Source organism: Maricaulis sp. ABE4_448, from assembly GCF_056160825.1.
This window is the reverse complement of sequence record NZ_JBSWXX010000002.1, coordinates 166809-193546: the sequence shown is the minus strand read 5'-3', so window position 1 is coordinate 193546 and position 26738 is coordinate 166809. Positions and strand designations below refer to the sequence as shown.

Below are 26738 nucleotides of genomic sequence, written 5' to 3'. Positions count from 1 at the left end.
CGGGGGATGGCTGACACGACGGACCGGCTGCACCTTCCCGCCGCGTCAAGCTTGCTCAAGGGGATAGGACATGACGACGACCCGTATCACTGCATTCGGCCTGACGGCCGCGATGGCACTCCTCGCCGCCGGCTGTGCCACCACCAGCTCCGAACCGGCCACGGCCCTGCTGCAGGTCAACAGCCCCGGCGATGCCGACATGACCTGCGAACAGCTCAGCGCCGAAATCGGCCGCATGGACCAGATGATGGGCGCCGACATGCAAGCGGCCGCGAACGCGGAAGCCCGCGGCAGCGCAGCCGCCGTCGGCACCAGCGCCGCCATCAACGCAGCCGCCTATTCCGGCGCTCTTGGCCGTGTTCCGGGCCTCGGCTTCGCCGCGAATGCCGCTGGCGGCCACGCCCAGGCCCAGGCCCAGGCGGAAGCAGAACGCCGTGAAGAAAATGTGCGCCGTGCCGAACTGCGCCGCACCAGCCTGATGGGCATCTATCAGGGCCGCGACTGCTAGTCAGCTCAGTGACCCGGGCGCGTGGCCGGTCCGCGCGCCCTCATCGCCTACTCGTCAGCGCCGAAATGCGCATCGAGAAAGGCCAGGAAATGCCGCCAGTCGGCGGCATTCACACCATGCAGCCCACGGCGCATGAAGACGGCGATATCGGCCTCGGGCTCGAACGCCCCCAGCCCGTCCTGCTCCAGCCCGTCCGAGCCATAGAGCGCATAGACCGGATTGGCGCCGCGCGCCGCGCGCCAGCTGCCAGCGGGGTCGGACCACTGGTCCCGCCACGCCCCGCCGATCAGGAGCGGCCGGGGGGCCATCAGACCGATCAGCTGGTGCTGATCAACGGGAATTTCCTCCTCGCGGCCGGCATAGGTCGCAAACCGGTCATTGAACCAGTAGGGATAGGCTTGGGTGATCTGGGCGACGCTTTCGCCGGCATCCGAACGGGTCAGCGTCGTGCCGCCGGTGCCCGCCTGATGCGCGATCACCAGATCGATACGCGGATCGAAGGCGGCGGCCAACAGGGCTGATTTGCCATTGCGCGAATGCCCCCACACCGCCATGCGCTGCGGGTCATAGCGGTCATCGGCCTCCAGCACGTCGATGACGCGGGAATAGGCCCAGGCCCAGGCGGCGATGGCGCCGGTCTGAACATCCGCCGACAATTCATCCAGCGCCGCATCGGCCGCATCGGCACTGTCCGGAACGATGTCGCCAGGATAGATGAAGGCCAGCGCATAGCCATGCGCGAGGATCTCGGCGACCGGCGGCTCCATGATGTGGCGGCCGAAAATCTGCCGTGTCGACCAGCTGGCAAAGCCGGACGGTGCGCAATCCGGCGCCCGGTCCGTCACCGGTCCGCTCACCTCCCCATGCCAGCCCAGCGCCGCGTGATTGCCGCAGAACATCTGCATTACCACTACCGGTACGGGACCGTCGGCCGCGACCGGAAGCACGATGGCGAGATGGGTCTGCGCCCCCGCCAGCTCGAGCGTGTATTCCTCGATACGGCCGGCCCCGTCATAGGCGGCGGCATCCACAAGAGTGTGATCGAGAACCCGCGCCGGCCCGGCCTCCGGCCAGGCACCGTAGACCTCAGCCTCGAACGCGGCGCGCAAATCCGCCTGCCCCGCCTCCCAGCGCTCTCGGGTGAGCCCCGCTGTCTCCAGCGGCGGACGGGCGGCCTCACCGCCATGACGCGCGGATACTTTGGGCAGGGCCATGGAGACACAGCCGACCAGCATCAGCGGCAAGGCAACAATCAGAAAAAGCGGAATGAAACGGCGCACGGCGCGACCTCACGAGACGGGCGATAGCGTCCAGACTAGCAAGGGCCCGGGCAGCGAACAGTCACGATTGCGGGAGCGGCCGGTACTTACCGGCCCAGATCGACGGTCCAGCCATCGGGACCGCGCGTCGCGACGAGCACATCGTCTTCCGATCCGCGGGGCGAGCCGCGCAGCTTGCGCCACAGCCAGTAGGCACCGCCGGCGAGCAGGGCAATGCCGGCCAGAACCAGGAAGGCGGCTGTCAGCATGGCAGCCAGGAAGATCACCAGCCCCAGGAAGGCGAGCGCGATCAGAGCGGCCAGCACATCGCGCACGATGCGCCCCGCCTTGGAGGCAAAGAAGTCGGTATTGGCTTGACGGGCGTCAGTCATGTCGTCCTATCCAGTCCAGTTCGCCCCCTACTGTACGTTCCATGTTGGCATTCTTGGGGCAACAGTCAATTGGCGGCGGATGCGACGAGACCGCGCTCCTGTAGAATCTGCCCGTAAGCGCTGTTGATTGCGGCCATTTTCTCATCAGCCATGCGCTGGATCTCTGGCGGCGCGCCGCGGGCGATCAGCCGGTCGGGGTGATTCTGTGAGGCGATCCGGCGATAGGCCCGGCGCAGGTCGAGATCGGAAATATCCGCCTCGATTCCCAGGATCACATACGGGTCATGATCTCCGGCATCGATATGAGCCGAGCGGATGCGGCGGAACTCGGTTTCCGAAAAGCCGAAAATATCGGCCACGCGTTCCAGATAAAGCATCTCGTCCGGCGTCACCGCGCCGTCCGCCTTGGCGATGTGGAACAGGCCGTCGAGCACATCTTCCAGAAGCGCGGGGTAGCAGTTGAAACGCTTGGCCAGCCGGCGGGCATAGCCGTCGAAGCCCAGCGTCGTCTGGGTCGCCAGCTGGAAGGCCCGGTCCAGCGCCGCGCGGCCCTCCGGTGGCGGGCGGAACACTTCATAGAAAGCCCGGACCTCGCTGCGCGTCACCGCACCATCGGCCTTGGCCATCTTGGCGCCGAGCCCGATCAGGGCCATGGCAAAATCGGCATCCTCGACCTGGTGCAGCCGCGCCCGCTCGTCGCAGCCATCGCACTCCAGGAAGCATTCCCGGCCCCTCAGCCGGTCCGCCAGCCTGCTCCAGAAACTCATGCGCGCGCCCTCCGGTGTGCCCATGTAGGCACTGCCCGCGCACTGCGCGAGCCCCTGGGGTTGAAGAATGACAGTTCCGCCCCAGCTTAATCCGGTTGCGTGGCTGCACGCCATGCTTAACCTCCCCGGCCCAGCAGGAACGGATGAAAATCGATGACCGGCAGCGCGCGCAGCGAATGGGAATTCTGGATCGACCGGGGCGGCACCTTCACCGATGTAATCGGCCGCGCCCCGGACGGCCGGCTGCAGGCGCTCAAACTCCTGTCGGAAAGCCCGGACTATCCTGACGCCGCGACCGAAGGCGTGCGCCGCCTGTCAGGCGGCGAGCCGGTCGCTGCGGTGAAGATGGGCACGACTGTCGCCACGAATGCGCTGCTGGAACGCAAGGGCGCGCGCACGCTTTTCCTGGTGACGCAGGGCTTTGCCGACCTGCTGGTGATCGGCGACCAGACGCGTCCGGATATCTTTGCCCTCGACCTGACCCGCCCTGACCCGCTCTACGACCGGGTGGTGGAGATCGCGGAACGCCTCGATGCCGATGGCGGGATCGTGCAGACGCTGGACGAGGCCGCCGCCCGCCAGGCGCTCGAAGCGGCGCGGACCGACGGTATCGAGACCGTCGCCATCGCGCTCATGCACGCCTATGCCAACGATGTGCACGAAGCCCGCCTGGAAGCCCTTGCTCGCGAAGCCGGCTTCACGACGATTGTGCGCTCCTCGGTCGCCTCGCCGCTGGTCAAGATCGTGCCGCGCGCCTCGACCACCGTGCTGGACGCCTATCTCACCCCGGTGCTGCGCAATTATGTGAACCGGGTCGACAAAGGGCTGGAGGGTACGCCGCTCTTCTTCATGCAGTCCTCCGGCGGGCTCGCCCCGGCCGGGGCCTTCCATGCCCGCGACGCCGTACTGTCCGGCCCCGCCGGCGGCGTGGTCGGCATGGCCAAGACCGCCAAACGCGCCGGCCAGCCCAAGGTGATCGGGTTCGACATGGGCGGCACCTCCACCGATGTGTCGCGCTATGACGGCGACCAGTATGACCGGGTGCAGGAAACGCTGGTGGCCGGCCAGCGTCTGCGCGCGCCGATGATGGCCGTGCATACGGTCGCTGCCGGTGGCGGTTCCATCCTCACTTTCGACGGCGAACGCGCCCGCGTCGGCCCGGACAGCGCCGGTGCCATGCCCGGCCCGGCCGGCTATGGCCGCGGCGGCCCGGCGGCAGTAACGGACGCCAACATCGTGCTCGGCCGTATCCAGCCGGACTGGTTCCCCAAGGTTTTCGGCGAAACCTCCGACGCGCCGCTCGATGTCGAGGCCAGCCGCACCGCCCTCGCCGCCTTGGCGGACGAGATGGGGCTGGGCAGCGCCGAGGAGGCCGCAGAGGGCTTTCTCGCTGTGGCCGTGGAAAGCATGGCCCAGGCGATCAAGCAGATCTCCATCGGCCAGGGCGTGAACCCGTCCGGCTATGCGCTCGCCGCTTTCGGAGGTGCCGGTGCCCAGCATGCCTGCCGCGTCGCCGACGCGCTGGGCATGACGACCGTGCTGATCCACCCCTATGGCGGGCTGCTGTCCGCCCTGGGCATCGGGCTGGCCGATATCCGCGAAACCCGCATGGCCGCAGTCGAGGCGCCGCTGGAAAGCGCCTTCGACGAGGCTGGCCTTGTTGCGCAGCGCCTGGATGAGGACGCTCGCAGCGCCCTCGCCGCCCAAGGCCTGCCCGCCGCGGCCATCCGCTCGCACGGCGAATGGCGGCTCAAGGTGTCCGGTTCGGACACGTCCATCCCTGTGCCGGCCGGATCGCGCGACATGATGGAGGCGACCTTCCGAGACGCCCATAAACGCCTGTTCGGCTTCATTCCGGAAGGGGAGCTGATCGTTGAATCGGTCACCCGCGAAGCCGAATGCTCGCCGCCGGGCTCCTCCGACTGGTCGATCGACATGCCCGCGCCGGAAACCGGCACGCCGCGTCCGAAGGCCCGGGCCCGCATGTTCGATGCCGGCGGCTGGAATGACGTCCCCGTCTACGCCATCGACCAGTTCGCAGCCGGCATGAGCGAGGCCGGTCCCGCGCTGATCATGGATCCCAATTCCACCATTGTGGTCGACCGCGGCTGGACCGCCACGCGCCTGGAGGACGGCACGCTGTCGCTGTCCCGCGCCGAAGCCGCAGGCGATCATCGCGGCGGCACCGAACTCGATCCGATCCGGCTGGAGCTCTTCAACAAGCGCTTCATGTCCGTCGCCGAACAGATGGGCGTCGCCCTGGAGCGCACGGCGCACTCGGTGAACATCAAGGAACGCCTCGACTTCTCCTGCGCCGTTTTCGACGCCGAGGGCGGGCTGGTCGCCAACGCGCCGCACATGCCGGTGCATCTGGGATCCATGTCGGCCTCGGTCCGGGCCGCCGCCGAAGCGCATCCGGATCTCGGTCCCGGCGATGCCGTCGCCGTAAATGCACCCTATGACGGCGGAACGCATCTTCCGGACATCACACTTGTCACACCTGTGCATGACCCTGTGTCACAGGAACGTCTCTTCTATGTCGCCTCAAGAGGGCACCATGCCGATGTCGGCGGCATCGCCCCGGGATCTATGCCGCCCTTCTCGCAAACCATCGACGAGGAAGGCGTGCAGTTCCGCAATGTGAAGGTGATGGAGACCGGCCGCTTCCTGGAAGCCACCGTGCGCGACGTGCTGGCTTCAGGCCTGCACCCGGCGCGCCGGCCCGACCAGAATATCGCCGACATGAAGGCCCAGCTCGCCGCCTGTGCCAAGGGCGCCGACGAACTCCACCGCCTGGTCGCCGATAACGGGCTGGACGTGGTGAAAGCCTATATGGGCCACGTCCAGGACAATGCCGAACGCGCCGTGCGCCGGGTGATCGATGCGCTGGATGACGGCGTGCACACGGTACGTCTGGATGATGGCGCACAGATCTGCGTCACCATCTCGGTCGACCGCGAGAACCGTTCGGCGACCGTGGATTTCACCGGCACCTCGCCCCAGCGCGACAGCAATTTCAACGCCCCGGCCTCGGTCGCCCGCGCGGCCGTGCTCTACGTCTTCCGCTGCCTGGTGGGCGATGCCATTCCGCTGAACGAGGGGTGTCTGAAACCGATCGAGCTGATCATCCCGGATGGCTGCCTGCTCAATCCGCGGTCACCGGCGGCCGTGGTGGCGGGCAATGTGGAGACCAGCCAGCTGGTCGTCGATGCCCTGTTCGGCGCGACGGGCCGCATGGCCGCAGCCCAGGGCACGATGAATAATCTCACCTTCGGCAATGACCGCCACCAGTATTACGAGACGATCTGCGGCGGCGCCGGTGCGGGCGTGGATGCCCAAGGCGACGGCTTTGCCGGCGAGAGCGCGATCCACACCCACATGACCAATTCGCGCATGACGGATCCGGAAGTGCTGGAGCGGCGCTACCCGGTGCGCGTCGATCATCACCGCATCCGTCACGGCTCCGGCGGCACAGGACGCTGGCGCGGCGGCGATGGCAGCCAGCGCCGGCTCACCTTCCTGGAACCGATGGAGGTCGCCCTCCTCTCCTCGCGGCGCTCGGAAAACCCGTTCGGCCTGGCCGGCGGCGGCGACGCCTACCCCGGACATCAAAGGGTGATCCGCGCAGGCGGTGCAGTGGAAGACCTGCCCGGCCTGTTCCGCATCGATGTGGAGGCGGGTGACGCTATCGAAATCGAGACGCCGGGCGGCGGCGGGATGGGTTGAAACCCTTGAAGCGCTGACCACCAGAATAGCGACCGGCAATCGCTACTGGGTGCGGCTTCCGGGGCCAACTGGCGATCCAAAGTGGCAGACGTGCAGCACCCACGCCAAATATAAAGGACAGCACCCCGCGCTTTCGGTCAAATTGTGCCGGTCACCACTTTTTCAGGACAAGGGCTTCGCTGCCGGAGCTTTCGATAGCGGACGACACCATGACGCCCTATCGTGGTCCAGAAAGGCTTGGAGGTGCGACTATGAATCTTGAGCAAGCGGCACTTATTGCGCAAATCGCCGGCGCTATCGTCGTTGCCGCGACCCTTATCTACCTCGCGCTGCAGGTTCACCAGGGCGCGCGGCAAATGCGGTCTGAAGCTCGGCAGGCACAGCTCACCTATGATCAGACCGGCGTCTACAAGTTCGTCGACTTCCCGGAACTTGGCCTCATCATGTCGAAGGCCGAACCTCCAAGTTTCGAAGAAAAGACGAAACTCGTTTTCTGGATGATCGGGCAGATGCGGGCCCGGGAATATGAGTGGCTGCAATACAAGAACGGCGCGATCACGAAGGAGTCGTGGGAGACCTATCGCGGCGTGATTTTCTTTGTGCTCGGCACGGAACGCTGCCGGGCGCTCTGGGACGTGACCAAGGGCTACTTCAATGCCGACTTCGTCGCGATGGTCGCCGACATGACGAAGGGTGCTCCTCCGATTGACATGTGGGACAAGCTGCACGCCATCAAATAGACCACGATTGCCGGTACCTCGACAGGTCGCTTGCGGCCAGAAGTGTGCTGCCGGTCTGATATCCGATTGGGCAGCGTCTCGCCGAAGGCTGCCGGCCGGTCAGCGCAGTCGGCAGCGCATGAAGCGCCAGCCATGGTGCAGCGCTTCAGGCACCTCTGCCTCCGGATAGGGCGGGATATCGGCAAAGCCCGCGGCCTCGTACAGGCGATGTGCGGACGTCATGAAGGGGCCCGTGTCCAACACCAGGTCTTCATAGCCAAAGCTCTGCGCGTCACGGACGAGCCGATCCAGGATCTTTGCGCCCACGCCTCCACCGCGGCTCGTGCGGGAGACATAGATGCGTTTGATCTCGCCAACGCCGTCTCGTATGCGGCGGAGCCCGCCCATCCCAAGCGCGGATTCCCCATCAAAGACGAGATAGACAACGCCGTTTGGCGGCGTTCCCTCACACAGCTTGTCCAACGAGTTCTGGACATAATCCGGGATAGGCATTCCCAAGAGGTTTGGAAGCGTGAGCCCGAACCGGTGCTGCACGGCGTCATCGATCCAGCGGAGATACTCAGTATTGAAGTCTATGAGCAAGTCACGGTGCCGTTCGAGATTGGCTCGAACGAAGTCGATATTCATCTGCAGACCCATTCTGCTCGCGCAACCTTTTGGAAGACTGCAAGGGTGCCTTGAAGGAAGGGAGAAGGCAACGGCAAGCTCGGGCCAATCCCGGACCTTGGACGACAGCCCAAGCGGTAATTCATAGCGATTGAAGGGTTTTCGCGATGCCCGGCTCCTTGTTCACGCGCTTGAAGCCGCCGCGTCCGGACAAGGTTCACGGCCATGCGGGTGTCGATGATGGCCGAGTGATCTCACTCATTCTTCGCAGCTTGAAGCCCGGCGCTCTTGATCTCAAGAAGCGGATGCGGCCCCCGGCTCGATCAGCTTGCCAACAAAGCCGGCGCGAACCGCTCGCCGACCCGCAAGATTAAGCTTCTGAAAGGTTTGATCCGACACGGGGCAGGCACCGTAAATCCTTGTGTCACATGCATGAGACGATCCCCTTCGCCGGCGGCGGCCGATGCCGGCGACCTTCCTTCAAGCCAATAGGGAGCGCACCCATGCGTCTCATCTCGCTTGCCGCCCTGTCTGCGGCCCTGATCTCGGCTCCGGCCCTCGCTGGCGGCCACGCCGTTCCGCCCCAGGCCAAGATGGATCATCACGCATCCATGCAATCCGATATTGTCGACACTGCCATCGCGGCAGGCCAGTTCGAAACCCTTGTTGCCGCAGTCCAGGCTGCCGGTCTGGTCGATACGCTGAAAGGCGACGGCCCGTTCACCGTCTTCGCTCCGGTTGATGCGGCCTTCGCCGGACTTCCGGAAGGCGAGGTGGAGCGGCTTCTGCAGCCGGAAAACCGTCACGAGCTGCAGGACATCCTGACCTATCACGTCGTCCCGGGCGCGATTACCGCGGACCAACTCGCCGGATCCATCCAGACAGTCACGACTGTCGAGGGGTCTTCTGTGCTGATCGATGCGACCGACGGAGTGCGCGTGGGCAATGCCCAGGTGATCCAGGCCGATATCGCTACGTCTAACGGCGTGATCCACGTCGTCGACCGGGTAATTATCCCGGCCGGCTGACCCAAGCGCCGTCCGTCCTGACAAGGCCGGGCGGCCCTTTCCCTATTCCGCCGCTTCCTCAGCCGGACGCGACCGGCGCTTGCCGACCCGGCGCGGGGGCACCTGGCGGACATGGCCTTCAATATATTCGACGATCATGCCGGCGACATCCTTGCCCGAGGTCCGCTCCACACCCTCCAGACCCGGCGAGGAATTCACCTCGAGCACCTTCGGCCCCGTCGACGAGCGCAGCATGTCGACCCCGGCGACCGCCAGACCCAACGCCTTGGCGGCCTGAACTGCCGACGAGCGCTCTTCCTTGGTGATCCGGACCCGTTTGGCGGAGCCGCCGCGGTGCAGGTTGGAGCGGAATTCGCCGCTTTCTGCCTGGCGCATCATCGAGGCCACCACCTTGCCGCCCACCACAAAGCAGCGGATGTCGGCACCGTCGGCCTCCTTGACGAATTCCTGAACGATGAAGTTGGCGTCAAGGCCCCGGAAGGCATCGATCACCGACTCGGCCGCCTTGCGCGTTTCCGCCAGCACGACACCGCGTCCCTGGGTCGATTGCAGCAGTTTCACCACCAGCGGCGCGCCGCGCACGTGGGAGATGAGATTGGCCGTGTCCTTGGGCGAGTGGGCAAAGGCCGTCACCGGCATCTGGATGCCGGCCCGCGCCAGAACCTGGTGGGCATAGAGCTTGTCGCGCGAGGCGCCGATCGCCTCGGGGATGTTCAGACAGTAGGCGCCCATCATCGAGAACTGGCGCAGCACCGCCATGCCATAGGAGGTCATCGAGGCCCCGATACGCGGGATAACAGCATCATACTGGGGCAGCGGCTTTCCGTCGTAATAAACGTCCGGATCGGCGGCATCGATGGCCAGGGTACAGCGCGCCGTATTGATCATCTCGACGACATGGCCGCGCGTTTCCGCGGAATCCTTCAGGCGCTGCGAGGAATAATTGTTCGGCTCGCGCGTCAGGATGGCAATGCGCAGCGGGCGCTTAACCGGCCGGCGCTTGGGAAAATCCTTGTAGAGATCGTAGCTCAGCTCGCCCTGGGCATAGGACAGGGTCGGATTGACGATCATGTCCTCGCGGATCGCCTGACGGCCCAGCAGCATGCGGTACATCATCGTCTCGCGATTGGTCAGCGTCAGCTCGACCGGCCATTCCCGTTCGCCCATGCGTACAGGTGTCTCGATCACCCAGCGCAGCTCGCGCTCGCCATTCGAGGAAATCACCTCGCGGCGGTCGACGGCCGGCGCCGAACACACCACCTCAATCTCCGGCTTGTCGGGAATCGGATGCAGCACGAAACGGACTTGCGGACTCTCCAGCGGGCCGAAGGGTTCGACCGACACCGCATGCAGCGCCGAGGTGCGCGCGCCTGTGTCCACCTTCGCCTTGACGGCCGGAATGTTGAGCTTGGGGAAGGCGGCCCACTCCTCCCATCCCAGCGTGAATGCATCCGCCATTCGGACGTCTCCCGTTTCGTTTGGTGAACCCGTTATAGCACAACGGGATATCTGCACAGGGGGAAGGCGCCAGATGCGTGTCCGGCCTCAGATCTGGCGCGCAACCCAGATCTTCATGGTCAGCTGTCCGGAGGGTTCTTCCGGATGCAGCGCCGCCTTCTCCACCAGTTCCAGCCCGGCCTGCCCGATCCAGGCCGCCATCTCCTCGTCGGAGAAACCCAGCCGGCGGTGGTAGTGATCCTCGCGCAGCGTTTCCAGCTGGTGCGGCGCGAAATCGACGATCAGCAGATTGCCGCCCGGCTTGAGCACGCGGGCGCATTCATCAACCGCCAGCGCGGGTTCTTCCAGATAGTGCAGCACCTGGTGGACGGTCACGAGATCGGCCACGCCGTTCTCGAAAGGCAGCGCCCCGACATCAGCATGGCGCACAGAGCAGTGCCGCAGCCCGGCCTTTTCCAGATTGAGCCGCGCGACATTGAGCATGGAATGGTTGATATCCACACCGATACCGCGATCGACCCGGTCGGAGAAGAGCTCCAGGATGCGGCCCGTACCGACGCCGACATCGATCATCAGGCCGAATGGCCCCTCACCCGCCAGGCTTCGCATTACCGCCTCGACCTCGTGATCGGCCAGGTGGAAGGAACGGATGCGATCCCAGTCGTCGGCGACACTCTCGAAATAGGCCTGGGCCGCCTGGGCCCGCGCCTGCTTGATCGATTCGAGGCGCGAGAAGTCGCGCGTCATCACCGGATCCTCCTCGGGCAGGAGATCATGGGCGATCTGGGCCAGGCGCCGGCCGCCGCCGGCATCGGTCAGACGGTAGAAGACATAGGCGCCCTCGGGCAGACGTTCGGCCAGGCCGGCATCGGTCAGCAGTTTGAGGTGGCGCGAGACGCGCGGCTGGCTCTGGCCCAGGATCTGGACCAGTTCGGACACGGTCAGCTCGCCCCGCGACAAGAGCGCGACAATGCGCAAGCGCGTGGGTTCCGCCAGAGCCTTGAGCTGTGCAACCAGTGCGTCCATGAATTCCGAGTCGATAAGTGCGAATGCCCCCTTGCTTTTATCTGCATCCCCACGAAGTTCAAATGGCCGCATGTAGGCGGACCCGCCGGAGAGCGCTTTGACTACAAAGGAAATCCTCATCGTCGGCGCCGGGCTCGCCGGGATCGCCGCCGCCTGGGCCCTGCGCCAGCGCGGTCACTCGGTCACCGTCATGGACGCCCATGACCAGGCCGCTTGCGAAACCAGCTTCGCCAATGCCGGCGCGCTGACACCGTCCGAGCCGGAACCCTGGAATGCGCCGGGCGTGCACTGGCAATTGCTGCGCTCGCTGCCGGACCCGCATTCCGCGATGAAGCTGCGCCTGAAACCCCTGCCGGGCCTCGTGCCCTGGGGGCTGCGCTTCCTCGCCAACTCCACGCGCAAACGCTATGAAGCGTCCTGCCGCGCCAATTTCGCCCTGTCGCGCCACTCGCTCGCCCTTACACAGGCCGTCCGAGACAGCGAGGCGCTGGAATTCGACAATCTCACTCGCGGCACGCTGAAAGTCTGCGGTACGACGGCGCCGATGGAAGAGCGGCGGCGCATGGGGGAGATGCTGCGCGATGCCGGCCTGCGGCTGGAGCTGCTGGACCGCGACGCGACAATCGAGAAAGAACCGCTTCTGGCCAGCGTCGCCGACCGGATCGCCGGATCGATCTTCTATCCGGACGATGAGTCAGGCGATGCGCGCGCCTTCACACGCGGGCTCGCGGCGGCGGCCGAACGGGCCGGTGTGCGCTTTGAATGGAATACGCAGATCACGGATCTCGTCGACCGCGGCGGCCGCATTGTCGGCGTGCGCACCCTCGAGGAGGAAATCGAGGTCGACGATATCGTGCTGGCCACCGGTCACACGAGTTGGCGCCTGTTGCGGCCACACGGGCTTCACCTGCCGGTGCGGCCGGTGAAGGGCTATTCTCTCACCCTGGACATGTCCGGTCTCAACCAGCGCCCCGGCCTGCCGGTCGTCGACGAAGCCCGCCACGCCATCGCCACGCCGATGGGCGACCGGTTGCGCATTGCCGGCACGGCGGAATTCGCCGGGCTCGATCCGGTACTGCGCGAGGAGCGGATCGAGAATCTGCGCCAATTGCTCCGCGACCTTTATCCCGATCTCGCGCCGCAACTCCTGGCCGGCGACCAGCAGGCCTGGACCGGTTTCCGGCCCATGTCGGCCGATGGCCGCCCCTTCATCGGTGAAACCCGCGCGAAGGGTCTGTGGCTGATTACCGGGCACGGCCATCTCGGCTGGACCCAGGCCATGGGCTCCGGCGATCTCCTCGCCGCCCTGATGAGCGAGGAGACACCGCCAGTCCCGGCAGAACCCTTCTCGGCGGCGCGTTTCTAGGCAACGAAAAAGCCACGGCACGCGGCACCTCTCCGGCAGCGTTACTCCCGCGCCAGCCGCGCCGCCAGCCCTTCCCGGTCCAGTGCGGCATCAAAAGCCCGGGCCGCAGCGAAGAGGTCGACGCCGATTTCCTCAAACAGTCCGGTATAGACCCGGTTTACCCGGGCCATGAAGTCAGCGATGCGTTCCGCCTCCGCCCGGCCCTGGGCCGTCAGGCAGAGCGGTTTTCGCCGGGCATCGCCGTCATCCTGTCCGCGCCCCACCAGACCGAGTTTCTCCAATGTGCGTTCCGTCTTGATGATGGCGGCATGGGTGACGCCCAGGCGTTGCGCCAGCTCGGTCACGGTCTGGCTGGCGCGGGCGAGCAGCATGATCATGGAGAAGGTGCGCGGCGGTGCGGCAATGCCGGCCTCGCGCGCGGGCTGCACGCCCTCTTCGACCAGCCGGTCGACGATCCGTCCGAGCAGAAGGCCGATAAAACCCGGCGCCATCTCGCCGTGAATCAGCCCGCCCAGTGTGTTCCCGTACACGTCTGCCATGTCCCGATTGCCTCGCTCCAAGATTTACGTTACCAGTTACGTTACTAGTAACACTTTATTGGATCACGGTTCGTCCCATGATGAAAGTACTCCGGCTGCTGGCAGGTCTGGCCAGCCTCACCCTGCCCACCCCGGCGCTTGCCGGCGGGACCGATACAATCCCGGCCGATGCCGTTGCCGCGGATGTCACCGAGTGGCGGGACTGGCTGTTCGCCACCCATCCGCAACCCGGCTTCAGCATGGATGTCGAGGCCGTGAATGCCGGCTTCGACGCCATCATTGACGGGCTCGAGGGCGACTATACCCAGCGCGAGGCCTGGCTTGCCCTGTCGCCGCTCAATCCGCTGTTCAATGACGGGCATGTCGCGATCCGCCTGCCGCAGGAGGCCTATGAGGCCGATCTCGCCCATGGCGACGCCGCCTTCACCCTGCCCGTGCGCCTGGCAGACGGCCGGCCCGTCATCAGCGATACGATCGCGGCCGACAGCACGATCGCGCCGGGCGAGACCATTCTGGCGATCAACGGTATCGATACCCGCACACTGGTCGCGCAAGCGCTGCGCCGCACGAATGGCGATACACCCGGACTTCACGCCTACCTGGTCGAGACCCGCTTCCCGCAATATCTGTGGGCGCTGACCGGCGGCGCGCGAAGCTGGACCGTGACGCTGGAAGAGCCCGGCGGCCAGCGCCGCGAAGTGACGCTCGACCCCGCCATCGACCGCACCACGACCACACCCGGCAACTGGGACCTCGCCTTCCGCGACGAGGCCGCCATTCTCACCCTCAACACATTTGCACCGACCGTGGAGACCGAATTCAGGGCCTTCATCGACCGGGCCTTCGCCGAGATTGCCGCGCGCGGCAGCGAGATCCTCATTGTCGATATCAGCGCCAATGGCGGCGGCGCCCACATGCTGTCCGACCATCTGCTGGCCTATCTGACGACACAGCGTCACACGCCCCTGTCGGCCGTCACGGCCCGCATCACCGAACAGAACCAGGCCCTGATCCCGGGTTCACAGATCGGCGATGTCGTATCGATGCCGTTCGCCCAATGGGTCGAACCGCCGGCGGAGCTCGCCAACCGTTTCACCGGCCGCACAGCCTTTCTCGTCGGTGCCGGCACCTATTCCCAGGCCATCGTTCTGGCCGCCACGGTGCAGGATTTCGGCATTGCGCCGGTAGCCGGACCGGGGACGGAAGGCCGCGCCAATTCCACCGGCCAGGTACAGCTGCGCACGCTTACCCATACCGGGCTGGAGGTGGCGGCGCCGATCTATGTCTTCATCCGCCCCTCCGGCGACACATCCAGCGCGCCGGTCATTCCGGATATTCCGCTCGAGGGCCCGCGCGAGGCGCAGATCGACGCGCTGATCGCGCATCTGCGTGCGGATACACGGCAATGAAAACCGGCCCGGCGATCTGCCGGGCCGTTCAGGACTTGCGTATCCCGCCGGCCTACCGGCCGAACTTCTGGAACTTGATGCGCCGGGGCATTTCGGCATCGGGGCCGAGGCGGCGCTTCTTGTCTTCCATATAGTCCGCGAAGTTTCCTTCGAACCATTCCACATGGCTGTCGCCCTCGAAGGCGAGGATGTGGGTGGCCAGGCGGTCGAGGAAGAAACGGTCGTGCGAGATCACCACGGCGCAGCCCGGATAGACTTCCAGGGCCTGTTCCAGCGCCGCGAGGGTTTCCACGTCCAGATCGTTGGTCGGTTCGTCGAGCAGCAGGAGATTGCCGCCGGTCTGCAGCGTCTTGGCGAGGTGGACGCGATTGCGCTCACCGCCCGACAGCAGGCCGACCTTCTTCTGCTGGTTGCCGCCCTTGAAGTTGAAGGCGCCGACATAGGCCCGGCTCGGCACTTCCTTGCCGCCCAGATCGATCATGTCATTACCGCCGGAAATCTCTTCCCAGACGGTCTTGTTCGGATCGAGCGCATCGCGCGACTGGTCGACATAGGACAGCTGCACCGTCTCGCCGAGACGGATCGAGCCCTCGTCCGGCTTGTCCTGGCCGGTGATCATCTTGAACAGGGTGGACTTGCCGGCGCCGTTCGGACCGATCACGCCGACCACACCGCCCGGCGGCAGTTTGAACGACAGCCCGTCGATCAGCAGCTTGTCCTCGAAACCCTTCTTCAGGTTCTCGACTTCCACCACGACACCGCCCAGGCGCGGCCCCGGCGGGATATTGATCTGGGCGTGGTTGATCTCGCGCTTCTCGGCGCTCTCACGCAGTTCCTCATAGGATTTGATACGCGCCTTGGACTTGGCCTGGCGGGCCTTGGGCGAGGAGCGGATCCATTCCAGTTCGCGCGCCAGCGCCTTGTCCTTGGACGAGGCTTCGCGCTCTTCCTGGGCCATGCGCTTGGCCTTCTGCTCCAGCCAGGCCGAATAGCCGCCCTCATAAGGCACACCGCGGCCGCGATCGAGCTCGAGCGTCCAGGTGGTGATCGAGTCGAGGAAGTAACGGTCGTGGGTGACGATCAGGACGGCGCCCTCGAACTTTTCCAGATAGGTCTGCAGCCAGTGCACGCTTTCCGCGTCCAGGTGGTTGGTCGGTTCGTCGAGCAGCAGCATGTGCGGTTCGGACAGGAGGAGGCGGCACAGTGCGACGCGGCGGCGCTCACCGCCGGAGAGGTCCGCGACACCCCAGTCGGACGGCGGGCAGCGCAGCGCCGTCATCGCCATCTCGATCTTGCTATCGATATCCCAGGCGTTCTCGGCGTCGATCTTTTCCTGCAGCGCCGTCATCTTCTCCATCAGCTCGTCGGAATAATCCTCGGCGAGCTGCATGGAGATGGCGTTGAACTCTTCCAGAAGCTGTTTCTGCTCGGAACCCTCGATGACGTTTTCCCAGACCGTCTTGCTCTCGTCGAGCTGCGGTTCCTGGGGCAGATAGCCGACCTTCACGCCCTTCTCGGCCCAGGCCTCGCCGGTGAACTCCGTGTCCATGCCCGCCATGATCTTCAGCAGGGTGGACTTACCCGCACCGTTGACGCCGACGACACCGATCTTGGCGTCGGGCAGGAAGTGGAGGGAAATGTCCTGGAAGACCGGCTTGGAAGCACCCGGATAGGTCTTCGACAGCTTGTCCATATGGTAGACGTATTTATAGGCGGCCATTGCGGTTCGGTTCTCTTGTCTGGCAGGGAATCTTGAGCCGCACCGTGTAGCGGAGACGCGCTGCAAGGGCAATGCGGGAAAGGTGTGGGGGATCGGTCGCGAGCCAGGGCATCGAGCCAAGTCCCGCTTTATGCTGCCGGCGCACCATATTGAAAGCTGACCACGAGAATTCCGGTAATCTGGGCGCATATGTTGGCAATGACATTAAGGACCAGGATTGCCAGTGCCAGCAATCCGGCCCGCCAGATCCGCCCACCCGGTGACCGGGTCTTGAAACCGCCCCGGAAGGCGGTCACCGCGTCCAGACCGAATGTGCACATGCCGATTAGAACGCCGAATGCCGTCAGGTGGGTCGGCGGAATGAGCGCCATGGCGGGCAGGAAGAGGGTCAGCAGGGTTGCACTTGGGATCATGACCGCAAACACGTTCCGGACACGAAAGCTGTAGGTCGTCTTTTCGCCCCAGAACGGGAAAAACCCGAGGATGAACAGGAATAATGCGAGCTGGGCCGCCGGCGCGATGGCATAAATCCATAGCGCCGCTGTCTCGCCCAGCGCCTCGAAAGAGGAGCCGGGTGCCGGAACAATGCCCGCATTCCGGAACCCTTCGGCGTAGGCTGCGACCAAGGGCGTATCGCTGCCGATCCACAAGAATTGCAGCAGCGATGTCAGCGCAATCAGCGACAGCCAGAGTCGGACGGACGGCGTGTACCGGCCGCCCCAATCCGATTGCCCTGCCGCAGTAAAATAGGTGGTCGGGTAGACCCAGATTGTTCCGATGGACCACAGGCCGCGAATATTGAGACCGAAGACATCTTCGGCGAGATCATCAATTGCGATTTTGTCCTTCAAGACAACGCCCCACCTTCCTGTACAGCCAGTCTGACAGCTCGCCGGACATATTCCACCCTTTCATTGACAGACCTGCCGCCGACCCGACAGTTTCATGACATGGCGGGTTTTTGACGTGTCCGAAGCCCTCCTTCTTTCGCCAATTCGAGAGGAATACGGCAGCGAGGACGACATGAGCATTCAGACACGACGCGTTGAAAAGGGCTGGTCCCAGGAGGAGCTTGCGCTTCATTCCGGACTGAGTGTCCGCACCATTCAACGCATTGAAGCTGGCCGAAGGGCTGGTCTTGAATCGCTCAAATGCCTCGCAGCTGTCTTCGAAACTACCGTGAGCGAATTGATAAAGGAGCAAGACATGGACACGAAACCCGCCCCCAAGGCTGCATCCACCATGCCGTCCGGCCCCGCGACTTCGGCCAGCCATGCTGAACGGAGTGCCATCGAGTACGTCCAGAACCTGAAGGCCTTCCACCTGCATTGGATTTGCCTTGTTTTCGTCGTCCCCGGCCTTTACATCCTGAACGCTATCCTCAGCCCCGACTTCATGTGGGTGTATCTGGTAGGCGCAATCTGGGCGGGCGCGCTAGTCCTGCATGCCGTCGTCCTGTTTGGACTGTTCAACATGTTCGGCGCCAGCTGGGAGCAAAGCCAATTTCAAAAACGCATGTCGAAATAGGACAACCGCTCTGGGCTCGATGACGGATCAGCGGCGACGGCGCGGCCGTCATCGCCCGGCAAGCACAAATATACGCTACCATTGGAAAGGCTCACCCGTGAGACACTGGCTGGCTACAATTACCTTTTTCCTGACAAGTGCGGTGTCAACACTGGCGCCGGCCCTCGTCACCGGATCGCACGCATTTGCCGCGTCGGACGACCAAGAACGCCTGTGGCGCGAAGACATTGCCGTCTACGCGGCAGAGCTCGAAGCCAGGCATATCGACCCCTTCCATTCACTGCCGCGCGAGACTTTCTACCGCGAACTCGACACGCTGAGGGAGCAGTTGCCCGACCTGTCCGAGCCCCAAATCGTGGCCGCGCTGATGCGGCTCACCCATTCGATCGGTGACGGCCATACGTCCATGCCGCTCTGGGGCGCAGGTTATCATCGTTTTCCGATCACCCTGCGGTGGATCCAAGGCCAGGCCATTGTGACGGGAACGACGCCGGAAAACGCGGCACTGCTTGGAGCCCGGATCACCCATTGGGACGGCGAAGCAATGGAGTCCGTCTATCAACAACTGGCGCCCTTTGTTCCGTTCACCGAAAACGAACACTCGCAGGCCGTTCGCGTGGCCATGTACCTGCCGGTGGCTGAACTCGGCGTTGCCATCGGTATCACCCAAAACCCGGACAGGGTGACCGTGCAATTCGACCGGAATGGCGCGCGAGAATCTGTAGAGCTGCACACTGTGGACTCCGAAACCTTCCGGAGTTCGGTGACCGAGACGATCACCTATCGCAGAAATCTGGAATCAGTGCCGGGCCTGATCGAAACCGACGGGATCCGCTTTGCCCTGCTGGCCGACGAAGAACTGGGCTATATCCGGTTTGATCAATACCCCTCGATAGACGAAATGCGTACCTTCGCAGAGGCGATAGCGACCGAAATGCAGCGGGCAGGCACACGCAACCTGGCGATTGATTTTCGCGAGAATTTCGGTGGCAACTTCTTTGTCGGGCTGGCGCTCGCTGAAGACCTGATCCTTCTCGACCAGATCAATTGGCGCGAAGGGGTCTATGTCCTTCAGGGTGGCGTCACCTTTTCAGCCGCCATGAGCAATGCTGCGCAGTTTTCCGACATGCTCAATGCCCGACGGGTTGGCGAACCGAGCGGCGCAAACCCTTGTGGTTATCAGGACATGGGCCAGTTCAGCCTGCCCAATTCAGGCTACCTCGTCAGCTATTCCAAACGCCATTATTGCTTTGCAGACGCAACGGATGGTGCGCTGGCACCGGACATTCATGTCGCCATCAGGCCGGAAGACTTTCTGGCCAATGAAGACCGCGCCCTGGATTGGATCCTGCAGGACATTGAAAACAGGCAGGCAGAACGCAACTGACCCGGCCCGACCTGGCCTCTCCCCAACCCGGGTAGGGGCAACTTATCCCACACTGTGCACCCCCTCACCGTCATCCTGACGCAAGTCAGGACCCAGTGTCGCAAGTCGGCTTTCGCCAAGCCTGGCAATAGCTTGCGTCGCAGTCTGGGTCCCGGCCTGCGCCGGGATGACGGTGTTTGGGGGCGGATATCGGAAACTTATCCCCGCCGGCTCAACTGCGCGTAAGATCGTCAGCGGTTTCCGGGATGGGAGGCATGAGCTCAGTCCCTTGTGCCCGGGAGCGTGCGGAGCTCGTCCGCGCCTGGTGGGTGACAGCATCAGGCTCCGGCGTGGCCATCTGCGGGGACACCGGCAAAAAGCTCGACCGGCCCGTGCCTGCAGGTTTCGAGACGGTCCCGCAAGGGACCCGGGTAAATCTCCGCGTGCGGGATGCCTCGGGCATCACCACCAAACCTTCAAATGCGGACACGATGTCCGCCGTGCATCCCGCACCCCCTCTCATATCTCCAGGGCGCAAGCCCGTGGAGGATTTCGTGCTGAGCAGGTTTCTTTCCTCCCCATTCCATGGGGAGGTGGATCGCCGCCAAGCGGCGAGACGGAGGGGCGCCGCGTCAGCGGCGATGTGTCAGCGACAGGCTCCACCGCCTCCCGGCGCTCCGCGCCGGCCCCTTCGACCCCTCCTTCGCCAAGGCGATGGAGGGCCCACTTCCCCACCAAGTGGGGACGAAAGGGGAGTGAAGTGGGGAGCCCCCGCTCAATCGTGCAGGCCCTTGCCGGCCAGGATGCGGGGGCGGTGTTTGGCGATGCGGTTGCGGCGGGTCTGGGCCTGTTTGGCGCCGGCGATATGGAGGGCATAGCCGCGCTGGCGGCCGGGGGTGAGCGCGTCGAAGGCGGTGCTGAGTTCGGCGTCGTCGGCGAGCGCCTCGGTCAGTTCTTCCGGCAATTCCAGCTCCCCCCGGGGCGGCAGTTTCGCGCCAGACATCTCCACAGCAATCGCAGACGCAACGAGCGCCCGCAATTGCGGTTCCGCCGACCGGATAGCGTCGGCGCCGGTGAATTCCAGCCGTTTCGCGGAGCGCGAATTGGGGCCCTGTTCGCGCAGAAGGCCGTCCGGATCGTCGACCAGCGCGCCCTTGAAAAACATCAGCGCCAGGACGTCCTTCATCGGCTGCATGATGGCGATGTTCTCGCCGGCATGGGCATAGCAGGGCTTGGCCCATTTCAGCGCCTCGTCGAGCCCGCAATCGAGCAGGACAGGCCGCAGGACCCGCATCTCCTCGCGCCATGAGCCGGGCGTTTCCAGATAGTCATCAACGGGGCTGGACATGGCAAATCATACCGCTTGTATCTGCTCGCCCCAGAGAAACACGCCCATCCCTGAGGTCAACGGTATTCGCCCACTCCCCAACCCGGCAGAGCACGGTTAGTGTGCCGCCGGACCCATGGGGAGAGCGTTCATGAAATACCGGTTGATAGCCGCCACATCCATCCTTCTGGCCGCGTGCCAGCCGGCGCAGGACGATGCAGCCTCGACGCCGGAGGCGCCTCCGGCAGCCGAGCCTGCCCTCTCCATCGAACGCGCCTTTGCCAGTCCAGACCTCGCCGGCGCCCGGCCGCGTTCGCTGACCTTCTCGCCGGACGGCAGCCGCGTCACCTTCCTGCGCGCCAAGGAGGAGGACGCCTCCGTGCTCGACCTCTGGGCCATGGATATCGATGGCGGCGAGCCCTATCGCCTGGTCGATGCCCGCGTGCTGGCACCGGAAGAGCAGGAGCTTTCCGAAGCCGCCCGGCAATTGCGCGAACGCGCCCGCATCTCCGAAAGCGGCATCGTCTCCTATGACTGGGACAGTCAGGGCGAGGCCATCCTCGTGCCGCTCGATGGCGACGTCTTCCGCGTCGATGTCGGGAGCGGCGAAGCCCGGCGCCTGATGGAGACACCGCAATACGAGACCGATGCCCGCATCTCCCCACAGGGCAATTTCGTCTCCTTCGTGCGCGAGCAAAATCTCTACCTCATCGACCTGGAGACCGGCGAAGAGACCGCACTGACCACGGAAGGCAGCGGGCTGATCTCCTGGGGCATGGCGGAATTCGTCGCCCAGGAAGAACTGGACCGGCGCACCGGCTACTGGTGGTCGCCGGACGAGCGTTATCTCGCCATCGCCCGGGTCGATGAAAGCCCGGTCGACAATATCGAACGCATGGAAATCGCCACCGACGGCTCGGCCGCCGTGGTCGACCAGCGCTATCCGCGCGCCGGCACCGACAATGCGATCGTCGAGCTCTTCATCCTCGATCGCGAGAGCGGTGAACGCCGCCAGGTCGAGCTGGCCGGGACCGACGACATCTATCTGGCCCGTGTGAACTGGGCGTCCGACAGCCGCACGGCCTACATCCAGGTGCTCAACCGGATGCAGAACGAACTCACCATCCTGGCCGCCGATCCGGCGACCGGCGAGGCGAGCGACTGGCTGGTCGAAACCACCGATGTGTGGATCAATCTGACGAATGATTTCCGCGCCCTGGCCGATGGCAGCGTGATCTGGACCAGCGAGGACACGCCGGGCGGCTACCGCCATATCCAGCACCGCGCCGCCGACGGTTCGCTGATCGCCCAGGTCACGGCCGGCGACTGGCTGGTCAACGAGGTCGATGCCGTCGATACCGAAAACGGCCTGGTCTATTTCACCGGCTGGACCGAGACGCCGCTGGAACGCCATGTCTATTCGGTGCCGCTGGACGGCTCGGCCGATCCGGTACAGATCACGCAGGATGAAGGCCGCTGGTCGGCCACTTTCGCCAGCGATGCAGCCACTTTCATCGGCACTTATGACGACAACGACACACCGGCCCAAACCGCGCTTTATGCGGCGGACGGCGAACGGATTCGCTGGATCGAGGAAAACGCCGTCACCGAAGGCCATCCCTATTTTGACTATGCGGCCGGCCACATCGTACCGCAGTTCGGCACGCTGACCGCGGCCGACGGCACCACGCTGCACTACCAGCTCTACCTGCCGGCCGATTTCGACCCGAACCGGCAATATCCCGCCGTTCAGTATCTTTATGGCGGCCCGCATTCCCAGCAGGTGCATCGCGGCTGGCAGGGCGTGCGTCCCCAGCTCTTTGCCCAGCGCGGCTACGTCTATTTCACCATCGACAATCGCGGCGCCTGGAACCGCGGTCGGGCGTTCGAAAGCCATATCCAGCGCCGCATGGGGTCGGTCGAAGTGGAGGACCAGCTCGTCGGTCTGGACTATCTGAAAAGCCTGGACTTCGTGGATTCAGACCGGGTCGGCATCTGGGGCTGGTCCTATGGCGGCTACATGACGCTGATGACCACGCTGCAGGCACCCGGCGCCTTCGCGGCCGGTGTTTCGGGCGCGCCCGTCACCGACTGGGCGCTGTATGACACCGCCTATACCGAGCGCTATATGGATCACCCGGACGCGAACTTCGAGGGCTATCAGTCCTCCTCGGTCTTTGCGCACCTGGACAATTACGAAACGCCTCTGCTGCTGATCCACGGCATGGCGGACGACAACGTCATCTTCGCCAACTCCGTGCGGCTCTATTCGGAAATGCAGGAACGGCGCTATCCGTTCGAGATGATGACCTATCCCGGCCAGCGCCACGGCGTGCGCGGCGAGGCCCGGCAGGTTCATCTCTGGCATACGATCTTCGACTATTTCGACCGCAAGCTGAAAGACGGGGAATAAGCCTTGCGCCGGAACGGTTGCTGATCGTCAGAAGGCCACCCAGCGGTCGGCATCGGCGCGCATGCGGTCGCGGCGCGCTTTCCAGTCCGGCATCAGACCCGCTACCACCCGCCAGTAGGCGGGCGAATGATTGTGCTCGATGAGGTGCGCCGCTTCATGGGCACAGACATAATCGATCAGCGGCTCCGGAAACCCCATCAGCCGCCAGTTGAGCCGGATCGTGCCATCGGCGGCGCAGGAACCCCAGCGCCGTTTCTGGTCCCGCACGATGACCTTGCGGACAGGCCGCCCCAGCTGCGCGGCATAGGTCTCGACACGCGGCGTCATCAGGGCTTGGCCTTGCCGGATATAGAAACGCTGCAGCGCGGCCGTCAGGGTGCGCACGCGCAGCTCGCCGGACAGGTCCGGATCGTGGCGCAGGACCAGCCCGTCGCCATCGCGGCGAACACTTGTGCGCACACCGGTCGGGTCCAGCCGCAGGCTGATCTCGCCACCCAGCCAGGGCAGGACCGCACCATCCGCCAAGTCCAGCGTGCGCGGCGCTGGCCGCGCCGACCAGGCATCCAGCTTGGCCAGGATCCAGCCGGACTTGGACGCCAGTGCGCGCTCGACATCCCGCTCGCTCACACGGCGCGGGGCCGTGACTTTCAGACCGTCATGGCCGATGGAAAATCCGATCGTGCGCCGGTCCGACCGGCGCAGCAGGTAGGCGATGTCCCGACCGTCCAGCCGGATGGAGCGGGTCGCCGGCGTCATGCCACCGTCAGGAGATCGCCGCAAATGGCTTCAAGCCCCGCCCGGTCCTCGGTGTCGAAGGCCCCGAACTCGGTCGAGTCGACATCGAGGACCGCGACGAGCGCACCACTGGCATCACGCACAGGCACCACGATCTCGGAGTTCGACCGGCTGTCGCAGGCGATATGTCCGGGGAAGGCGTGGACATCCTCGACCAGCTGGGTTTCGCCCGTCGCCGCGGCCGCACCGCACACACCCTTGCCGAAGGGGATGCGCAAGCAACCGAGCGTGCCCTGATAGGGACCGACAACCAGTTCGGCCGGCTTGTCCGGATCGACAAGGTAGAAACCGGTCCAGAAGAAGCGCTCACCGAAAGCCTCGCGCAACAGGCAGGACGCCGTAGCATAGCGGGCGGTCAGGCTGGTCTCGCCGGCGATCACCGAGGCGATCTGCTTGCGGACATCGGCATAGGTTTCGGACTTCGCGGACATGGTCGGTATTTCCTTCTGGCGGGCCGGGCACAGATTGGGTGTGCGCCCGTCGGGTTCAAGCCCGCGCTGCAGCCCTCAGCCGCTAGAGCCGCACAAACCCGCGCAGGGAGTGCCGGATGGCGCGATCGATGACCTGCTCAGCGACGTCGCCGCCATCGCCGCCGGCGCTGCCCTGTCCGCCACCATCGCGGCGATCTCCGCGGGGATCGTCGTGCTGGCCGGTTTCGTATTCCAGGCGCGTATTGATCATGCGGATACGGGCATCGACCAGACCGTTGATCATTTCCTCGACCTTGGACTCGACATTCATGCCCAGCTCGCGCGCCTCCTTCGCCGAAATTGCCTGGCTGTGCGACAGTTCGCCGGACGACAGGTAGTCGGCCAGATAATGCTCGGGCTTGCCGGGTTTGCGATGGACCGGATTGACAATCTCGCGCGCCACCTTGACCGCATACTGGTCGTATTTGCGAGCTTCGTGCGCCAGCATCACCAGCACGTCCTGGGTCGCCAGAACGCCCTTCTGCTCGATCAGGGCGTTATAAGCATCGGTGGGGAAGCCGCCATAAATCGTGTCGATCGGGCCGAGCGAGGCGGTCTTGTTCATGCATACCTTGTCGGCCGCCAGCGCGATCATCGTGCCGCCCGACATGGCGATATAGGGAATATGGGCGATGACCCGAGGCTCGCGTTTGGGATTATGGTGGCCCTTGATCTTCTCCAGATGCTGGCGCAAGGCTTGGGCGATCATGTGGGCCGGGCGGGCATAACCGCCCAGCGTGTGCAGAACGACCACGATCTTCGCCCGCGCATTCGCCTGACGGATCGCCGCGACCGCCTGCAGCGCCTCGTCGAAGGCGATCTGTTGCTGGGCACTGTCGCGACCGACGAAATCGTCGCCAAGATCGTGGATCAGGTCGATCAGGACGGTATTGCCGGTCTCGATCTTCTTGCGAAGCTTTTCGTATTCCCGGCGTGCATCCTCATAGTCGGCGAAGCGCTTGCGGCGAAGCTTGACGATCTGACGCTCGTCGGAGCTCGCACGTTGCCGGGCCATATGGTGGGCATAGATATAGATCAGGCAGGCGATCACGGCGAGCGCAATCGCCGCCCCAATCAGGACGGTATTGTCGATGCCTTCCACCACGGCACCCCCCAAGGACACGCATCACCCACGGATGCGAAACGTCCCGGAGATATTAACCAAACCCTAACGAGGCCGACAAGCTGAACCGGTCGGTTTCCGCGCAGCTAGTCGAGCGCGCCGGACAGGGTTGAAGCGCCACCACCGCCGGCCGCGATCTCGCGCTCGCCTGCCAGCTGGTTCAAAAGACCCGCCAGACGCACACCGGCCTGTTTCAGCCGGTCGCGGCTCATGCGCAACGAGCGCTGATAGTAGGCCTCACCTGGCTCGATCGTCTGGTCGGCCCGCGCCCAGTAGTAGGCAAATTCGCGCGAGCGGACGATGTCATGGCTCTCCTGCGCCCAGCCGATGGAATCGAGCTGCGCATAGACGTCCACGCCGCCAAGCGGGATTTCCGCCTCGAGTGCATCGGCCAGATACTGCCAGCGCCCGGCTTCCGGAGCCCAGGGCCATTCCTCGCTCATATGGTCGAGCAGGATTTCGCTGTCCCAGACGCGGTGCAGATTGGTGAAACGCTCGCCGCGCCACAGCACAGGGATATCATTGCCGCCGCGATCACCCTCGATCGAGACATGCAGGGGCTGGTGCACATCGCCCACCCAATGCGCCAGGAATTTCAGCGCTTCCAGCCGCTCTGCATCGCTGCGGGCGTGGTCGGCGAAAATACCGGCATGAAGGTCGATGGCCCGGGTGAGGCAGCCGTCCTCGGCACAGTCTTCCGGGTCGATGTGTGAATCGTCCCGGGTCTGGTTCACATAGTGCCAGGGCGCCGTGTGGCGGTGCGTCGTGCCCCGCACTTCATCAGCCCAGGAACACGCATCGCGGAAGTGGTCGAACTGGGGGTCGAGCGCGATCAGCCGGTCCACTTCGTTCCGCGCGGCCTCGGTGAGATGCCGGTAGGCCAGGTCGCAGACGATGCGGTGCCCGTCGCGGCCATAGGCTAGCGCCGGTGCCGACAGACCAGCCGACAGGCCAGCTGCCGCCAGGACCGCAGACGCGGCCAGACAGATCCAGTTCTTCATGAAACTCGCCCTTGCCCTAGGGGCAGCCCGTCACCGCCCGTTGCGCGCTCTCTATGGGAGGCCAGGGCCAGGCTCTACTGGCCTCAACGGGCATGGAGGGCCTGGCACTACCGAAGCGGGCGGAAACGCGCGAAGCCTTCCAAATTTTCATGCAAGCATTGCAAAACTGTAC

Annotated in this window: 23 protein-coding genes; 9 read left to right on the top strand and 14 right to left on the bottom strand. The window is 64.6% G+C overall.

The window, feature by feature from the left end; translation table 11 throughout:
- The first annotated feature begins 70 nt into the window (after positions 1–70).
- The gene (locus ACXAJV_RS07330) at positions 71–508 is read left to right on the top strand and encodes a hypothetical protein (RefSeq protein WP_475083694.1); all 438 of its coding nucleotides are present in this window, start codon (positions 71–73) and stop codon (positions 506–508) included.
- Between the two features lie 47 nt (positions 509–555).
- On the opposite strand, the gene ACXAJV_RS07325 is transcribed toward ACXAJV_RS07330, so the two are convergent.
- The 3 genes from ACXAJV_RS07325 to ACXAJV_RS07315 all read right to left on the bottom strand — a co-directional run bounded on the left by ACXAJV_RS07325 (position 556) and on the right by ACXAJV_RS07315 (position 2926).
- Entirely contained in the window at positions 556–1788 is a 1233-nt protein-coding gene (locus ACXAJV_RS07325; protein WP_475083692.1) for a glucuronyl esterase domain-containing protein, read from the bottom strand.
- A gap of 86 nt (positions 1789–1874) precedes the next feature.
- Positions 1875–2159, bottom strand: a complete 285-nt coding sequence (locus ACXAJV_RS07320; protein ID WP_348508627.1) for a hypothetical protein — start codon at positions 2157–2159, stop codon at positions 1875–1877.
- A gap of 65 nt (positions 2160–2224) precedes the next feature.
- Positions 2225–2926 (bottom strand): TerB family tellurite resistance protein, encoded by a 702-nt coding sequence (locus ACXAJV_RS07315; protein ID WP_475083689.1) that lies wholly within the window; start codon positions 2924–2926, stop codon positions 2225–2227.
- A 153-nt stretch (positions 2927–3079) separates the two neighbouring features.
- Here ACXAJV_RS07315 and ACXAJV_RS07310 point away from each other — a divergent pair, with 153 nt between their 5' ends.
- Positions 3080–6652, top strand: a complete 3573-nt coding sequence (locus tag ACXAJV_RS07310; protein WP_475083687.1) for a hydantoinase B/oxoprolinase family protein — start codon at positions 3080–3082, stop codon at positions 6650–6652.
- 251 nt (positions 6653–6903) lie between these two features.
- Entirely contained in the window at positions 6904–7392 is a 489-nt protein-coding gene (locus ACXAJV_RS07305; protein ID WP_475083685.1) for a hypothetical protein, read from the top strand.
- 99 nt (positions 7393–7491) lie between these two features.
- Here the strand turns inward: ACXAJV_RS07305 and ACXAJV_RS07300 are convergent, their stop codons facing one another.
- Positions 7492–8019: a GNAT family N-acetyltransferase gene (locus ACXAJV_RS07300; RefSeq protein ID WP_475083683.1), complete on the bottom strand. Its 528-nt coding sequence runs from the start codon at positions 8017–8019 to the stop codon at positions 7492–7494.
- A 482-nt stretch (positions 8020–8501) separates the two neighbouring features.
- Here ACXAJV_RS07300 and ACXAJV_RS07295 point away from each other — a divergent pair, with 482 nt between their 5' ends.
- A complete protein-coding gene (locus ACXAJV_RS07295) occupies positions 8502–9026 on the top strand; it encodes a fasciclin domain-containing protein (RefSeq protein WP_475083680.1) in 525 nt (174 codons plus the stop codon).
- A 42-nt stretch (positions 9027–9068) separates the two neighbouring features.
- On the opposite strand, the gene rimK is transcribed toward ACXAJV_RS07295, so the two are convergent.
- Both rimK and ACXAJV_RS07285 read right to left on the bottom strand, forming a co-directional pair.
- Positions 9069–10484 carry a 30S ribosomal protein S6--L-glutamate ligase gene (gene rimK / locus ACXAJV_RS07290; protein WP_475083677.1) on the bottom strand — a complete coding sequence of 472 codons (1416 nt, stop codon included), beginning with the start codon at positions 10482–10484 and terminating at the stop codon, positions 9069–9071.
- An 87-nt stretch (positions 10485–10571) separates the two neighbouring features.
- A complete protein-coding gene (locus ACXAJV_RS07285; RefSeq protein ID WP_475083675.1) occupies positions 10572–11510 on the bottom strand; it encodes an ArsR/SmtB family transcription factor in 939 nt (312 codons plus the stop codon).
- 97 nt (positions 11511–11607) lie between these two features.
- Between ACXAJV_RS07285 and ACXAJV_RS07280 the strand changes: the two genes are divergently transcribed.
- Complete coding sequence (locus ACXAJV_RS07280; RefSeq protein ID WP_475083673.1) at positions 11608–12876, top strand: D-amino acid dehydrogenase; 1269 nt, start codon at positions 11608–11610, stop codon at positions 12874–12876.
- Positions 12877–12917: 41 nt separating this feature from the next.
- Here ACXAJV_RS07280 and ACXAJV_RS07275 read toward each other — a convergent pair whose 3' ends face one another.
- Entirely contained in the window at positions 12918–13415 is a 498-nt protein-coding gene (locus ACXAJV_RS07275) for a MarR family winged helix-turn-helix transcriptional regulator (protein WP_475083671.1), read from the bottom strand.
- Between the two features lie 77 nt (positions 13416–13492).
- Between ACXAJV_RS07275 and ACXAJV_RS07270 the strand changes: the two genes are divergently transcribed.
- Positions 13493–14824 carry a S41 family peptidase gene (locus ACXAJV_RS07270; RefSeq protein WP_475083668.1) on the top strand — a complete coding sequence of 444 codons (1332 nt, stop codon included), beginning with the start codon at positions 13493–13495 and terminating at the stop codon, positions 14822–14824.
- Positions 14825–14876: 52 nt separating this feature from the next.
- Here ACXAJV_RS07270 and ettA read toward each other — a convergent pair whose 3' ends face one another.
- Both ettA and ACXAJV_RS07260 read right to left on the bottom strand, forming a co-directional pair.
- Entirely contained in the window at positions 14877–16544 is a 1668-nt protein-coding gene (gene ettA / locus ACXAJV_RS07265) for an energy-dependent translational throttle protein EttA (RefSeq protein WP_475083666.1), read from the bottom strand.
- A gap of 128 nt (positions 16545–16672) precedes the next feature.
- A complete protein-coding gene (locus tag ACXAJV_RS07260) occupies positions 16673–17395 on the bottom strand; it encodes a hypothetical protein (RefSeq protein WP_475083663.1) in 723 nt (240 codons plus the stop codon).
- Positions 17396–17510: 115 nt separating this feature from the next.
- Between ACXAJV_RS07260 and ACXAJV_RS07255 the strand changes: the two genes are divergently transcribed.
- Together ACXAJV_RS07255 and ACXAJV_RS07250 are read left to right on the top strand one after the other, a co-directional pair.
- Complete coding sequence (locus ACXAJV_RS07255; RefSeq protein WP_475083660.1) at positions 17511–18071, top strand: 2TM domain-containing protein; 561 nt, start codon at positions 17511–17513, stop codon at positions 18069–18071.
- Between the two features lie 97 nt (positions 18072–18168).
- Complete coding sequence (locus ACXAJV_RS07250; RefSeq protein WP_475083658.1) at positions 18169–19458, top strand: S41 family peptidase; 1290 nt, start codon at positions 18169–18171, stop codon at positions 19456–19458.
- 754 nt (positions 19459–20212) lie between these two features.
- On the opposite strand, the gene ACXAJV_RS07245 is transcribed toward ACXAJV_RS07250, so the two are convergent.
- Complete coding sequence (locus ACXAJV_RS07245; protein WP_475083655.1) at positions 20213–20785, bottom strand: YdeI/OmpD-associated family protein; 573 nt, start codon at positions 20783–20785, stop codon at positions 20213–20215.
- Positions 20786–20915: 130 nt separating this feature from the next.
- On the opposite strand from ACXAJV_RS07245, the gene ACXAJV_RS07240 reads away from it, so the two are divergent.
- Positions 20916–23177 carry a S9 family peptidase gene (locus tag ACXAJV_RS07240; RefSeq protein WP_475083653.1) on the top strand — a complete coding sequence of 754 codons (2262 nt, stop codon included), beginning with the start codon at positions 20916–20918 and terminating at the stop codon, positions 23175–23177.
- 27 nt (positions 23178–23204) lie between these two features.
- On the opposite strand, the gene ACXAJV_RS07235 is transcribed toward ACXAJV_RS07240, so the two are convergent.
- From ACXAJV_RS07235 to ACXAJV_RS07220, 4 genes are all read right to left on the bottom strand, one after another.
- Positions 23205–23933: a M48 family metallopeptidase gene (locus ACXAJV_RS07235; protein WP_475083651.1), complete on the bottom strand. Its 729-nt coding sequence runs from the start codon at positions 23931–23933 to the stop codon at positions 23205–23207.
- Entirely contained in the window at positions 23930–24403 is a 474-nt protein-coding gene (locus ACXAJV_RS07230; RefSeq protein ID WP_475083648.1) for a GAF domain-containing protein, read from the bottom strand. The genes ACXAJV_RS07235 and ACXAJV_RS07230 overlap by 4 nt, the downstream gene beginning before the upstream one ends.
- Before the next feature lie 82 nt (positions 24404–24485).
- Positions 24486–25565 carry an SDH family Clp fold serine proteinase gene (locus ACXAJV_RS07225; RefSeq protein WP_475083646.1) on the bottom strand — a complete coding sequence of 360 codons (1080 nt, stop codon included), beginning with the start codon at positions 25563–25565 and terminating at the stop codon, positions 24486–24488.
- A gap of 86 nt (positions 25566–25651) precedes the next feature.
- Positions 25652–26566 (bottom strand): S1/P1 nuclease, encoded by a 915-nt coding sequence (locus ACXAJV_RS07220; protein WP_475083644.1) that lies wholly within the window; start codon positions 26564–26566, stop codon positions 25652–25654.
- Between the last annotated feature and the right edge of the window lie 172 nt (positions 26567–26738).